Below are 12,444 nucleotides of genomic sequence, written 5' to 3' on the forward strand. Positions count from 1 at the left end.
CTCCCCCCTGACAAGCGCGGTTAACGCTTCGGACTCTGCGACCACAATTATCCTTAGTACATACACGAACGGGAGTAAATGTCAAGGGGTTCCGGGCCCTGAGACCTTCTCGATCCGTCGCAACGGCTCCCAAGACGTTGTGGCAACTTGGGGAAATTTTCGGTTATACTTTAGGGAAAAATACGAATAAACCGGGAAACAAGGGGGTAAGCTGAGATGGCGGGCCATTCCAAATGGGCAAACATAAAACACAGAAAAGCCGCGGTTGACGCCAAGCGGGGCAAGATATTCACCAAGGTCATCAGGGAGCTTACGGTTGCCGCAAAGGAAGGGGGAGGCGACCCGGAAGCTAATCCCCGTCTTCGCACTGCCGTGGCAACCGCCAAGGGCGCCAACATGCCCAACGACACGATCGAAAGGGCCATAAAACGAGGCACCGGGGACATCGAGGGAGTAGTCTACAACGAGATATTTTATGAGGGGTACGGACCCGGCGGAAGCGCCGTATACGTAAAAACCCTTACCGACAACAGAAACAGGACCGTCTCCGATATAAGAAGAATATTCACTAAACACGGCGGAGGGCTCGGGGAGAACGGCTGCGTGGCGTGGATGTTCGATCTTAAGGGCAGAATCGCTTTCAAAGGAGACTCGGTCGATGAGGATGCGCTTTTCGATCTGGTAATAGACGCAGGAGCAGACGACGTGCGTACAGAGGACAGCGAAATCGTGGTGATAACCCCGACGGACAGCTATGAAGACATAAAGAAAGCTGTCGCCGACGTAGGAATTCAGTACGAGTCAGCCGAGGTCACCATGATACCGCAGACAAGCGTGAGAATCGAGGGACGCGAGGCCGAGCACATGATAAGGCTGATGGAAGCGCTTGAAGACAGCGACGACGTTCAGAACGTATACGCCAACTTCGACATAGACGAGCAGTTACTCGAGGCAATTGGATAAAAATTCCGACACCAGGGTCATGGGAATCGACCCGGGATCAAGGTCCTGCGGCTACGGAATCGTAGACGGCGAGGGAAACCGGCTGAGCTATGTGACCAGCGGGACGATTTCCCCCGCACCCAGAAGTTCCGCTTCCGAAAGACTGAACGACATCTACGTCGGTATCCTGAGGGTAATTGACGATTACAGCCCTTCGGTCGTATCAGTCGAGGAAATGTTTTTCGCTAAAAACGCTAGAAGCGCCATAAAACTCGGCCAGTCGAGGGGAATAGCGATCCTAGCGGCGGCGCAAAGAGGAATCCCGGTAAGTGAATACGCACCCACCAGGGTAAAGCTTGCCCTGACCGGCAAAGGCAGGGCGGGAAAGGAAGAGATACAGAAAATGCTTTCCTACATGCTCGGAGTCAGCGAATTCCGAAGTACGGATGAGTCCGACGCGCTTGCGATCGCGATCTGCCACTTAAATCTTTCAAGATACGGACTGCCGGACAGCTCATTCAGTGGCGCGGGCAACCGGCGCAGGAAAAAGAGATTCACGGCAAATGATTTATCTGCTTAGAGGCGTAATCGCTTGTAAGGAAATTGGAACCGTCGTCGTCGACGTAAACGGAGTCGGCTACGGCGTTACCGTTCCGCTTTCGACTTACTACGATCTTGGGGCTGTCGGAAAGGAGGTTGAACTGAAAATACACACAAGCCTCAGGGAAAACAGCATTGAACTGTTCGGTTTTCTCACCGATGCGGAAAAAAAACTCTTCGAAAAGCTTATCGGCGTTTCCGGCATAGGACCTAAAGCGGCGACGAACGTGCTGTCCAACATCTCCGTTTCCGAACTTGTAAGATCCATAGTAAACGGGAATCTGGCGCAGAGAAAAATCCGCGGAATCGGCACGAGAACCGCAACAAAGATAGTAAACGAACTCAAGGACAAGCTTGACGATCTTGCCACGGATGAAGAACCTTCGGAGTCAAACACCATGCTTAACGACACACTCTCCGCACTGCTCAACTTGGGTTATACGAGGGCCGAGGTGGAGAAAAAAACCCCCGAGATCAAAAAAATTATCGAGGTCTCGGGTTCTATCGAGGACGCGCTTCGGGATTCTCTTAAGGTAATCAGAAAATAGATGTCACAGGATACAGAAAGAACCGTTTCGCCGGAATACACGGAAACAGATGAACTCACGGATATGAATCTCCGTCCCGCCTTTCTTCGGGACTTTATCGGACAGCCGAGCGTAAAGGAACAGGTCGACATATTCATCGGCGCCGCAAAGGCAAGAGGTGAGGCCCTTGACCACGTACTTCTCTCCGGTCCCCCCGGACTTGGAAAGACGACCCTCGCGCACATATTTGCAAACGAATTGGGCGTAGGTCTTCACCTTACCTCGGGTCCGGTTCTCGAAAGAACAGGAGATCTCGCATCCATGCTCACCAATCTCGGCGAGAAAGACGTGCTTTTCGTTGACGAGATACACAGGATAAACAGGGTCGTCGAGGAATATCTCTATTCAGCAATGGAGGATTTCACAATCGACCTCATGATAGGAGAAGGTCCGACGGCAAGATCCGTGAAAATAAACCTGAACAGGTTTACGCTCATAGGAGCGACCACCAGGACGGGACTTCTCACCTCCCCGTTTCGCTCCCGCTTCGGAGTCGAACTAAGGCTCGATTACTACAGCAGCGAAGAACTTTCAAGAATAGTGAAAAGATCCTCCGGGATTCTGGGAGTCGAGATAACGGACGAAGGCGCCCGCGAGATGACCTCGAGAGCAAGAGGCACCCCCAGGATAGCCAATAGGCTTCTTAAGAGGATTAGGGATTACACCCAGATGAAATCGGACGGGCGGATAACCGAACCCGTGGTTCGGGACGCGCTTTCGATGCTTGAGATCGATTCAATGGGTCTTGACAACCTCGACAGGGCCATACTCACCGCCATAATCGAAAAATTTGGAGGCGGTCCGGTAGGAATAGACACCATCTCGGCCGCGGTAAGCGAAGATAAAGACACAATAGAAAACGTCTACGAACCCTTCCTTATAAGAGAGGGGCTCGTGGAAAAAACTCCCAGGGGAAGAAAAGCTACCCAGCTTGCCTACAGGCACCTCGGACTTACCCCGAGCCAGGGTCAGCCGAAACTTCTCTGATCCGCACGGAAATCAGAAGATCATCGATTAAGCGGGATTTCCCTTATGAACTCATCCCAGTGGTTCCCGGAAATGGCGTCTATTATCTTCCTGGGATCCTTATACCCCGACTCCCCTGGAAACAGCTTTCTGTATACCTCGTCTCTTATCTCAAGCCACCTGTCTATCGCCGCGTAGTTTTTGAATTTAACCACGGTCTTGTAGGTCCAGAGCGGCTTTACGGTATGTATTCTCTGTGAATACATCCTGTAATCGTCAACAGTAATACCCATCTTCTTCATTTCCTGCCAGAAAGGAAAAAGACGCGTTTTGTACACCCTGAGAAATTCCTCGCGGTTCTCGGGCGCCACGGTATAGAAGCTTTCTTCCACCACGATCGTGTACCTGTCTTCCTCCGCATGAACCGCCGAGGCGGTCGCAAGAAAAAGAATTAGGATGAAAACGGCCGGGAAACAATATTTTCTTGACACCTTGATTCCTCCATTAAGCGCAGTAGTGACGGATGTTCGCGAACTTGACTCTGTTTTCCAATTGTACCTGACAGTAAAGGGATGTTTAATTTCCCAAAATGGGTATAATTTTAAGATCAAGATTTTCCGTCCGATTTTTATTGGCGGTTATCTTTTCGCTCGGCATTGGGTTATCCGACCACTTGTCGCCCGCGACATGACTTGAAAGATTTACCGACGGAACTGGAGCATTCGAATTTCGCTTAAGCCCCTCTAATGAATTTGTTCGCAGAAGGAACAAACAACATATTAATGCTGCTTGTAAGCACCGGACCCGTGGTCAAGGCCGTGCTTTTGCTTTTAATCTTCATGTCCGTTTTTTCCTGGGCGATTATCTACACGAAATTTCGTCTTCTAAGAAGTTCTTCCAAGAAATCAGTTGCGTTTCTCAACCTCTATCATTCAAACGAGGACATGAGGGCGCTTCTTTCCTTCTCGGAGAAAGTCGGTGGTCCCGTTGCCGAACTGTTTAGGGCGGGCTACGCGGAAGTGGTGAAAACAGAAAAGAAGAAAAGCCGGGACGAACACGACTCACAGCAAAATGGAGACATGTCTTCTCGCGCCGAATCCGTGGACCTAGTGGAAAGAGCTCTTAACAGAGCGATGACCGCTGAGGCTTCGAAGCTCGAGAAATCCCTGGTCTTTCTTGCCACCACTGGCAGTTCCGCCCCGTTCATAGGACTGTTCGGAACCGTTTGGGGTATTATGAATTCCTTCATAGGGCTCGCGGGAAGTAAAGGGGTTCCCTCGCTCGAGGTCGTGGCTCCTGGAATCGCGGAGGCGCTTATAGCGACCGCAATAGGTCTTGCCGCCGCTATTCCCGCCACGGTGGCCTACAATTACTTCGTCAGCCAAGTAAGAGCGATGGAAGCGGAAATGGAGAATTTCTGCGCCGGATTTCTCAACACGGCGGAGAGGTATCTAAACAGGTAGCGGGGAATTTCGCCTCATGGCAGCGGGAAAATTCAATACGGGTTCGCGCAGATCGGTCCTCTCCGAGATAAACGTCACTCCCTTTGTTGACGTGATGCTGGTTCTGCTGGTCATTTTCATGGTCACCACTCCCATACTCTATCAGGGAATCAAGGTAAGCCTTCCGCAGACAGTGTCTTCTAAAATCCCCGTAAAAAACCAGAAAAGAATAACCGTAACCCTGACGGGATCCGGAAATATATTCCTCGAAGACAAAAGCTATCCACTCTCCCAGATTGGCGCCGCCCTGAGTAAACTCATGGAAGCGGAAGGAACGGCGCCCGACAGCGGGCGGGTTTTTCTAAGAGCCGATAAATCGGTTAAATACGGATTTGTGGTAAAGGTAATAGACGAAATAAAAAAAACCGGCGTCCAAAAACTAAGCCTCGTCACGGAGTCAAAAAACATAAGGGATAAAAAAGCGGACATGTAAAAAGATGAAGGGAGAAGAAAATCTATTTCGTAAAGGGCTTTTCATTTCTCTGGGTCTTCATCTACTCATAGTCTGCCTGCTTGTCTTGGGAGTGGGAGGGCATGGGGAAATCTCCCCGGAGAGTTCAATAGAAGTATCGCTTTCAACCCACACTCCACGTATTGACAAGAAAAAATCAGAGGCGAAGGCACCCAGCCGCCCAAAGAAGCCGGAAAAAAGCGTAAAGAAAAAAGCCAAAAAAGCTCCCCCGGCGCAGGTAAAAACCCCCGAGAAGAAAAAAGAACCTCCGGCCGCACCCGTAGTGAAAAAGCAGGAGCCCCCCAAAGTTTCCCAAACGGAAACAAAAAACCCTGAGAAGAAAAAGGAGCCCGCGGTGAAGCCCAAGGAAACGGCTACCGGGAAAACCGCGGAGAAAACGGAACCCGAAACGCGGAAAGAAACTCCTACTGCCGAAGAAAGCTCCCTGGAATCGGAGAGGGAAGAGGTAATCAGGAATATAAAGAAGGAATCCGTCCTGAAAACCATCAAGAAAACAGCAGGGACATCCGGCCAGCCGGCTTCCAAAGAGGCCGGCCCGGGGCTCATCTCGCTTGTACTTGACGTATATTACAGGACAATATCGAAACGCATACAGAAAAACCTGTTCCTGCTCCCTAACATAGACTCCAGTGTTTTCCTCGCGGCCCAGGTGAATTTTTATATGAAGGAAACCGGCGAGGTATATGATGTGGGGATAGAGAGAAGTTCCGGAAACGCGAAGTTTGATTCTTACTGCATAAAAGCCGTAAACGCCGCTTCGCCTCTTCCCGCCCCGCCAACCGAGTTGAGAGACAGGATAAAATCGGAATTCTTTATAATCTCCTGTGAGACCAAGAAGTGAACTATTATGCGCCTGACACTGGTAAGACACGGAAAAACGGACTGGAATGAAACCGGAAGATGCCAGGGGATAAGTGACGTTCCGCTTAACTCATCCGGAATTGAGCAGGCCGAGAAACTGGCTTTCTCCCTTAAAGACGAGAGGATCGACCGCATATACTCAAGCAACCTCGTAAGGGCGAAGGTGACCGCCGAGAAAATCGCCGGGTATCACTCTATTGACGTTGATTTCAGGGATGATCTTCGGGAAATGGACCAGGGAATTCTCGAAGGACTTTATTTCTCTCACATACAGGAGAAATATTCTCACGTGCTTGAGCACTGGCGCAACGATCCCGAAACCCTTCAGTTGCCGGGCGGAGAATCCCTAATCGGCGTTCAGCAAAGGGCCCTTGACGCCATAGCTGATATCAGAAGCCGCTTCGGGTCGCAGAACATAGTGATCGTAAGCCACAATATGGTTATAGGTACGCTGCTCTGCAGTTTTACCGGAAGCTCACTTAAGAAATTACGCGATTACATAGTGGATGAAGCCTCAAAAAGCGTCATTGAAATATACGACGACAGGTTCGTTATAATATCCCTTAACGATATTGATCACCTGCGCTCTTCCGATGAGTAAGTCGGGACGAGGAAGTTAATGAAAGACGAAATACTGAAAGTCATAAAAGAGTCCGTGGATTTGCTTGAGTTCCCCGGAATCCCGCCGGGTGATAAGGCGGAGTTTGAGGTGTCGGTTCCGAAAAAAAAGGAATTCGGTGATTTCTCCACAAACGCGGCGCTCATCATAGGAAGTATGACGGGCGAAAATCCGCGCAAAGTCGCGCAACAGATAGTCGAGGCCATAGAGCGGAGCCAGTGCGGTTTCATAGAAAAGCTCGATATAGCAGGGCCGGGATTTATCAACTTCTTCGTTAATGAAACCCTGTTTGAATCCGCTCTTCTTGAGATCCTTCGTCTCGGTGAGCGCTACGGAGCCTCGAGAGAGGGTTCCGGCCAAAAGGTAATAGTCGAGTTCGTAAGCGCCAATCCCACGGGCTACCTTCATTTCGGTCACGCGCGAAATGCTGTTGTCGGAGATTCTGTGTGCAGGATACTTTCCTTTTGCGGATACGAGGTAACAAGAGAGTTTTACGTAAACGACGCAGGGAGGCAGATGGATATGCTCGGCGAGTCGGTGTACTCGGCTCTCGCGCGATTATTCGGACTCGCAAGGGAAATTCCTGAAGACGGTTATCGCGGTGAGTACGTATCCCAGCTTGCCGAAGAGATAAAGGTATCGGACAAATGTCCGCAGGTACCTGGGGATGAGTCGGTGGCCATCGAGTTCTGTAAAGAATTTGCCTACTCAAAACTGCTTGAGGAAATAAAAACGGACCTTCTTGACCTGAGAGTGGATTTTGACAACTGGTACAGCGAGAGGGCCAAAATACACGGTCACGGTTCGGAAGAGGGAAAAATCGACAAGATTCTTGTCAGGCTCCGGGAACTTGACGTAGTTGAGGAAAAAGAGGATGCGCTCTGGTTCAAGGCATCCCTCTACGGGGACGGTAAGGACTGGGTAATAATAAAAAAAGACGGTGCTCCGACCTACTTTCTCTCCGATATAGCCTATCACGCGGATAAATATTCAAGGGGATTTTCCAAGCTTATAAACGTCTGGGGAGCCGACCACCACAGTCACGTCTCGCGCCTTAAGTCATCCATGAAGGCCCTCGGTCTGGACGAATCCTCTCTGCACGTGCTTCTCATGCAGTTTGTCAGACTCGTGAGGGACGGAGTGGAAGTCCCGATGTCGAAAAGAGCCGGAGATTTCGTCACGCTTCGCGAAGTGCTGCGAGAAGTCGGGTGTGACGCCACTAGATTCTTTTTGCTGATGAGAAGTTCGGACAGCCACCTTGATTTTGATCTTTCCTTGGCGAAAAAGGAATCGAGCGAAAATCCCGTTTACTACGTTCAGTACGCAAACGCTAGAATCTCAAGCCTGATGAGAAACTCGGCAGAAGCTCAAGTGAGCGCTTCTGAGGAACATCTTGACCTTCTTTCAGACGATGAGGAACGAAACATCGTGAAGATACTTCTCAGGTTTCCCGAGGTAGTAAGCTCGGCAGCTGATTCTCTTTCTCCTCACAAAGTAGTCTATTATCTCCAGGAATTGGCAGCTGAGTTTCATTTTTATTACAATAAAACGAGGATACTGGATTCAGAGAATGCCGATACGGCTTCCGCGAGGCTTTATCTGGCTCGCTGCGTACAGGTAGTTATAGAAAACGGTCTCGGGCTTTTAGGAATAAGCGCCCCCCGAAGCATGTAAGAAATGGCTGAAGAAAAAAAAGAAAAAGATCCCCGGGTACTGCGCCTGTCTCTGGTTTTTCTCGTTGTCTTTACAATGGTGTTTTCTCTGGGAGTCGTAGTAGGGAAGAAGTTCATACCCCCAGACGGGCCGGTTTCGGCGGAGAAATCTCCCGGCCTGCTGGAAAAGCTGTTTTCGTTCGGGTCGCGAATGAAACTTCCAAGCGGCGGAACGGGGAAACCGGACGATTCCTCGAAAAAAACACCCACCCGCGATGAGTACCTATCGGCGATGATCAATCCCGACCATAAATACACCATTCAGGTCAGTTCCTTCCTGAGCAAGAAAGTTGCCAATCGATCCGTGAGGTTCTACAAGGACAAAGGGTATCCGGCCTTTGTAAGAGAATATTCGCCTTCTGAAATCACCACCTTCTACAGAGTAAGGATAGGAAGCTTTCAATCCAAGGAGGAGGCACAGGAATTCGGCAACGAGATAAAGGAGAAGGAAAGAGACTTCAAGTTCTACGTAACCATTAACGACTGAACTGCGTAGCACAGCCGTATACCGCCTGCCCACAGATAGACTACAGGGGAAATTACAGGGTATTATTTGTCTCCATGGAAAACGAATGGACATCGTCTAACTCCGAGGAAACTGACGAGAGATCGAAAACAGGAAGAAAACCGGAGTCTTCCAAGCTTCTCACGGGCGGGGTCAAGTCCTGGTGGGTCCTTCTAATGAGCCCCATAGAGGACTTTCTTATAGAAAGAGAATTCCGCCCCAACGTACTCACTATCACCACGCTGGTAGTTTCCGCCCTTGCTGGTTACTTTTTCCATCTGGGTATGATTTTCGTAGCCGGGGTGCTGCTGCTGGCCGGCTCGACTTTTGACATTTTCGACGGCAGAGTAGCGCGGGCGCAAGGTCTCAATTCACCCAAGGGAGCTTTCTTTGACTCCTGCGTGGACAGGTACTCAGAAGTTCTCATCTACTTGGGCCTTCTAAGCTTTTTCAGAGACACTTTCTTTGTTTACATCGTTTTCCTGATAGCCTGCTGTTCCATGATGGTCAGTTACACAAAAGCCAGGGCAGAAGGGCTCGGAATTGAATGCGAGGTAGGAATAATGCAGAGAACTGAGAGGATAGTCTATCTAGGGGTTCTCGCGGCGTTTAACTTCCTTGGCAACATAGTTACTTTCTTTCTAGGGTTAGGAAACAGGAATTACCTGCTGAAACTCTCTATCATCATCCTCTGCATCTTTTCCTTTTACACTTCGATACAGAGAATGACTCATGTAATGAAGAAGATGGAGGAAGCCGGGAACGGCGGGACGGACGGAACCGGAGCAGTAGGTTAAGAGCTTCTCTCCCTTATTCTGCTAGCTTTCTTTGAAAGGCCTCTTAGGTAGTAAAGCTTGGCTCTTCTCACTCGGCCTTTTCTTTTTACCTCTATTTTCCCTATAAGAGGGGAATGCAAGGGGAAGATCCTTTCAACGCCGATACCGTAGGAAACCTTTCTTACCGTGAAAGTCTCTCTGAAGCCCGAGCCTTTTTTGGCTATCACGGTACCTTCAAAAACCTGGATCCTTCTCCTCTCGCCTTCCTTAATGTTGTAGTGGACCGATACAGTGTCTCCGGCACGAAACTCCGGCAGGTCGGTTCTGAGATGCTTTTTTTCAACTTCTGCTATGATTCCCATTTCTTAATCTTCCTTTTCGCGGGATGTTGAATATACAGAACCTCTCGGATGTTGTCAAAATATTAAAGGGGCTTTTTCCTCGGCTAACCAAAAAGGTTTTCTGAAACGTCTATCCCACCCGGTCTGAGTAGATTAGGCTCCGCAGGAAAGCAGCCTGTCAAGCACTATGGCGGCCGCGCTTCTTACCGAAAGATGGTTAAATTCGCTGTAACCGCTTATGGGCCTAAGGACGTAGTCGGCCGCTTTTATCGTCTCAAGGGTGAGTCCCGATCCCGTACCGAAAAGAATCAGAAACGGTTCTTCATTTTCGAATATTTTCTCCCGAAGAGTCCGGTAGCCCGTCATGTCGTCTGAAAAGCGGGCGTCTGTGGCTACGATCTTTGGTTTTTTCCCCTCTATTTCCTCTATTTGCCCTACGGCCTCCTCGATCGTGCTTATTACGCTTATAATGCCGAAGGCCTTGCTTTTAGTCTCGTTAAAATTCTTTCCCTCTCCCTCAATCCAGTGATCAACGAGCCTCCCAGCGAGGCGGCGCTGCTCCTCCACGGGGTTTATCAGATAGAACTTTCTCACCCCGTAGGTGGTGGCGTCCCTAGATATGTCGTGCGCGTCTATGCTTTTAAAAGCAGTTGAGACGACTTCGAGGCGGCTGTTGTACACCGGATGATGGACAAGCGCTATATAAACCTTAAAACCGGCGGCACTCTCGGCCTTAAGCTCCTTCAAAAAGGCATCTTCATCTTTGGAGAGTTGCGCGGCGTCAAGAGAAGCGGGATTTTGGATAAATGTGCTTTTTATGCTTTCCCGCCTTCTCCATTTCCTTATTTTTTCGTGGTCTCCAGAAATAAGCACCTCGGGAACCTTCTCCCCCCTGTACGTTCGCGGCTTCGTGTACTGAGGGTACTCAAGAAGCCCGTTTTTAAGAGATTCGGAGGCAAGAGACTCCGTGTTTCCGAGAACTCCAGGAAGATATCTCGATACGGCATCCACTATCAGGGAACAGGCGTACTCTCCACCGGAATTTATATATTTCCCAGTGGATATCTTCATGTCGACATAAAGCTTGTTTATCCTGTCGTCTACCCCTTCATACCGACCGCAGAGTATTATCAGTTGCTCAAAGCCGCAGAGTTCCTGCGCCTTGCGGTCGTTAAATTCCTCTCCTTTGGGGGTCGTGAGAATCACCGCGGAACGCAGACCTTTTTCCCTTATACTGTTGATCGCGCTTCCTATCGGCCCCGGGGTCATAAGCATTCCGCTTCCCCCTCCGTAGGGGGTGTCATCCGTTTTTCCGTGCTTGGCAGGAGAGTAAGCTCTCAGGTCGTGAACATTTATCTCAACCGTCTTGTTCTCAACCGCCCTGCTTATCACCCCGAAGGAAAAAACGGACTCGAAGAAATCCGGGAAAATTGTCACTATGTCAAACTTCATGGCAAAGTCATGGGGCTACTCGAGGAGCCCCTCTACCGGCTCCACGGTAATCACAGAACCGTCAAGATCTACCGCAGTCACGAATCTTTTAACAAACGGAACCAGAAATTCCCGCCCCCGCCCTGAACTTTTTATCACTAAAATATCGTGTCCGCCCGAGTCTATGAGGTCTCTTACTTCACCGACAGTCTCTCCGCGGGAAGTACAAACCTGAAGCCCGATGAGATCAGACCAGTAATATTCATCCTCCCCGGGGGGCTGCAGATCATCTCTTTCCACAAGCACATTGAGATTCCTCAGACCGTCGGCGGCTTCGGGCGTATCGACGCCCTTTAATTTCAAAATTGCGGTGTTTTTCTGGGTTCTTACCCGAGACAGGATGAATTTCCCGGGTTCTGTCCGGTCGGGAACTTCTATATAGACTTTTTTCACCCTGGAGAGGGTTTCAGGATGTCCGCCGAAGGCGAACATTTTTACTTCACCGGAAAGGCCATGTCTTTTCGTTATCTTCCCGTAGAGAACAAGACTTTGTTTCGCACTTTCCGGCAATGCTATTCAAGAATCTCCAAGACGGCGCGTTTTTTCATTTTCGCGGCCGCGGCGCTCAGTATGCTGCGAATCGCCTTTGCTGTTCTTCCCTGCTTTCCGATTACCTTTCCCAGATCTTCTGAGGCAACCCTAAGCTCAATAACCGTAGTCTTCTCACCAGCTACTTCCGTAACCTGAACCTCTTCAGGGCTGTCGACAATGGACTTGGCCATGAATTCGACGAACTCTCTGAGTTGACTCATAAGGAGCTTTCCTCCTGAAACTAAAATCTATCTGCCTGAACTTTCGCGTGGAAGAAAAAGTGCTACGTAACCTGAGATATGAGCTTGCTCACCCTATTGGTTGCCTTGGCGCCGTTATCCATCCATGCCTGTACTCTCTCTATGTCTATCTTCAATTCGTGGGGTTTTTTTCTCGGATCGTAATGTCCCAGTATTTCAAGAAACTTCCCGTCGCGCGGGGAACGCACATCCGCGGCGACTATCCTGTAGAACGGTTTCTTCTTGGATCCTATCCTGCTCAATCTTATCTTGACCAAACTGCTGCTACCTCCTAGATCC

17 protein-coding genes are annotated in these 12,444 nt (G+C 49.8%); 11 read left to right on the forward strand and 6 right to left on the reverse strand.

Translation table 11 applies throughout. From position 1 onward, the window contains the following. Nucleotides 1–216 precede the first annotated feature (216 nt). Genes F4X55_00390 through ruvB form a run of 4 tightly spaced genes read left to right on the forward strand, consistent with a single transcriptional unit; the run spans nt 217 to nt 3,116 of the window. Nucleotides 217–963, forward strand: coding sequence for a YebC/PmpR family DNA-binding transcriptional regulator (locus tag F4X55_00390; GenBank protein ID MYC39468.1), 747 nt, complete (start codon nt 217–219; stop codon nt 961–963). Then, a complete protein-coding gene (gene ruvC, locus F4X55_00395; protein ID MYC39469.1) occupies nt 956–1,522 on the forward strand; it encodes a crossover junction endodeoxyribonuclease RuvC in 567 nt (188 codons plus the stop codon). The genes F4X55_00390 and ruvC overlap by 8 nt, the downstream gene beginning before the upstream one ends. Further along, nucleotides 1,506–2,090 (forward strand): Holliday junction branch migration protein RuvA, encoded by a 585-nt coding sequence (ruvA, locus tag F4X55_00400; protein ID MYC39470.1) that lies wholly within the window; start codon nt 1,506–1,508, stop codon nt 2,088–2,090. The genes ruvC and ruvA overlap by 17 nt, the downstream gene beginning before the upstream one ends. Next, nucleotides 2,091–3,116, forward strand: a complete 1,026-nt coding sequence (gene ruvB, locus F4X55_00405) for a Holliday junction branch migration DNA helicase RuvB (GenBank protein ID MYC39471.1) — start codon at nt 2,091–2,093, stop codon at nt 3,114–3,116. A gap of 20 nt (nt 3,117–3,136) precedes the next feature. Here ruvB and F4X55_00410 read toward each other — a convergent pair whose 3' ends face one another. Further along, nucleotides 3,137–3,586, reverse strand: coding sequence for a hypothetical protein (locus F4X55_00410; GenBank protein MYC39472.1), 450 nt, complete (start codon nt 3,584–3,586; stop codon nt 3,137–3,139). Nucleotides 3,587–3,877: 291 nt separating this feature from the next. Here F4X55_00410 and tolQ point away from each other — a divergent pair, with 291 nt between their 5' ends. From tolQ to F4X55_00445, 7 genes are all read left to right on the forward strand, one after another. Next, nucleotides 3,878–4,558 carry a protein TolQ gene (tolQ, locus tag F4X55_00415; GenBank protein MYC39473.1) on the forward strand — a complete coding sequence of 227 codons (681 nt, stop codon included), beginning with the start codon at nt 3,878–3,880 and terminating at the stop codon, nt 4,556–4,558. A gap of 16 nt (nt 4,559–4,574) precedes the next feature. Next, the gene (gene tolR, locus F4X55_00420; protein MYC39474.1) at nt 4,575–5,030 is read left to right on the forward strand and encodes a protein TolR; all 456 of its coding nucleotides are present in this window, start codon (nt 4,575–4,577) and stop codon (nt 5,028–5,030) included. Nucleotides 5,031–5,034: 4 nt separating this feature from the next. Continuing rightward, nucleotides 5,035–5,910: a TonB family protein gene (locus tag F4X55_00425; protein MYC39475.1), complete on the forward strand. Its 876-nt coding sequence runs from the start codon at nt 5,035–5,037 to the stop codon at nt 5,908–5,910. Between the two features lie 6 nt (nt 5,911–5,916). Further along, on the forward strand, nt 5,917–6,531 hold the full coding sequence (locus F4X55_00430) for a histidine phosphatase family protein (GenBank protein ID MYC39476.1): 615 nt from the start codon (nt 5,917–5,919) through the stop codon (nt 6,529–6,531). A gap of 18 nt (nt 6,532–6,549) precedes the next feature. Next, nucleotides 6,550–8,223, forward strand: a complete 1,674-nt coding sequence (locus tag F4X55_00435) for an arginine--tRNA ligase (GenBank protein ID MYC39477.1) — start codon at nt 6,550–6,552, stop codon at nt 8,221–8,223. 3 nt (nt 8,224–8,226) lie between these two features. Then, entirely contained in the window at nt 8,227–8,748 is a 522-nt protein-coding gene (locus tag F4X55_00440) for an SPOR domain-containing protein (GenBank protein MYC39478.1), read from the forward strand. Between the two features lie 74 nt (nt 8,749–8,822). Next, nucleotides 8,823–9,563 (forward strand): CDP-alcohol phosphatidyltransferase family protein, encoded by a 741-nt coding sequence (locus F4X55_00445; GenBank protein ID MYC39479.1) that lies wholly within the window; start codon nt 8,823–8,825, stop codon nt 9,561–9,563. Here the strand turns inward: F4X55_00445 and F4X55_00450 are convergent. The 5 genes from F4X55_00450 to rpsP all read right to left on the reverse strand — a co-directional run bounded on the left by F4X55_00450 (nt 9,560) and on the right by rpsP (nt 12,422). Next, nucleotides 9,560–9,904 (reverse strand): 50S ribosomal protein L19, encoded by a 345-nt coding sequence (locus F4X55_00450; protein MYC39480.1) that lies wholly within the window; start codon nt 9,902–9,904, stop codon nt 9,560–9,562. The genes F4X55_00445 and F4X55_00450 overlap by 4 nt on opposite strands. Before the next feature lie 132 nt (nt 9,905–10,036). Further along, nucleotides 10,037–11,335 (reverse strand): tRNA (guanosine(37)-N1)-methyltransferase TrmD, encoded by a 1,299-nt coding sequence (trmD, locus tag F4X55_00455; protein MYC39481.1) that lies wholly within the window; start codon nt 11,333–11,335, stop codon nt 10,037–10,039. Between the two features lie 15 nt (nt 11,336–11,350). Then, entirely contained in the window at nt 11,351–11,890 is a 540-nt protein-coding gene (rimM, locus tag F4X55_00460) for a 16S rRNA processing protein RimM (protein ID MYC39482.1), read from the reverse strand. Beyond that, a complete protein-coding gene (locus F4X55_00465; protein ID MYC39483.1) occupies nt 11,887–12,126 on the reverse strand; it encodes a KH domain-containing protein in 240 nt (79 codons plus the stop codon). Before F4X55_00465 ends, rimM begins: the two co-directional genes overlap by 4 nt. A 62-nt stretch (nt 12,127–12,188) precedes the next feature. Beyond that, nucleotides 12,189–12,422: a 30S ribosomal protein S16 gene (gene rpsP, locus F4X55_00470; protein ID MYC39484.1), complete on the reverse strand. Its 234-nt coding sequence runs from the start codon at nt 12,420–12,422 to the stop codon at nt 12,189–12,191. Between the last annotated feature and the right edge of the window lie 22 nt (nt 12,423–12,444).

The sequence above is a fragment of the Candidatus Dadabacteria bacterium genome (assembly GCA_009840385.1).
Classification (GTDB): domain Bacteria; phylum Desulfobacterota_D; class UBA1144; order Nemesobacterales; family Nemesobacteraceae; genus Nemesobacter; species Nemesobacter australis.

What these genes read in the sequence shown, in the direction of transcription:
- F4X55_00390 (MYC39468.1), top strand. Translation starts at nt 217, where the DNA reads ATGGCGGGCCATTCCAAATGGGCAAACATAAAACACAGAAAAGCCGCG.
- ruvA (MYC39470.1), top strand. Translation starts at nt 1,506, where the DNA reads ATGATTTATCTGCTTAGAGGCGTAATCGCTTGTAAGGAAATTGGAACC.
- ruvB (MYC39471.1), top strand. Translation starts at nt 2,091, where the DNA reads ATGTCACAGGATACAGAAAGAACCGTTTCGCCGGAATACACGGAAACA.
- tolQ (MYC39473.1), top strand. Translation starts at nt 3,878, where the DNA reads ATGCTGCTTGTAAGCACCGGACCCGTGGTCAAGGCCGTGCTTTTGCTT.
- tolR (MYC39474.1), top strand. Translation starts at nt 4,575, where the DNA reads ATGGCAGCGGGAAAATTCAATACGGGTTCGCGCAGATCGGTCCTCTCC.
- F4X55_00425 (MYC39475.1), top strand. Translation starts at nt 5,035, where the DNA reads ATGAAGGGAGAAGAAAATCTATTTCGTAAAGGGCTTTTCATTTCTCTG.
- F4X55_00430 (MYC39476.1), top strand. Translation starts at nt 5,917, where the DNA reads ATGCGCCTGACACTGGTAAGACACGGAAAAACGGACTGGAATGAAACC.
- F4X55_00435 (MYC39477.1), top strand. Translation starts at nt 6,550, where the DNA reads ATGAAAGACGAAATACTGAAAGTCATAAAAGAGTCCGTGGATTTGCTT.
- F4X55_00440 (MYC39478.1), top strand. Translation starts at nt 8,227, where the DNA reads ATGGCTGAAGAAAAAAAAGAAAAAGATCCCCGGGTACTGCGCCTGTCT.
- F4X55_00445 (MYC39479.1), top strand. Translation starts at nt 8,823, where the DNA reads ATGGAAAACGAATGGACATCGTCTAACTCCGAGGAAACTGACGAGAGA.
- F4X55_00450 (MYC39480.1), bottom strand. Translation starts at nt 9,904, where the DNA reads ATGGGAATCATAGCAGAAGTTGAAAAAAAGCATCTCAGAACCGACCTG.
- trmD (MYC39481.1), bottom strand. Translation starts at nt 11,335, where the DNA reads ATGAAGTTTGACATAGTGACAATTTTCCCGGATTTCTTCGAGTCCGTT.
- F4X55_00465 (MYC39483.1), bottom strand. Translation starts at nt 12,126, where the DNA reads ATGAGTCAACTCAGAGAGTTCGTCGAATTCATGGCCAAGTCCATTGTC.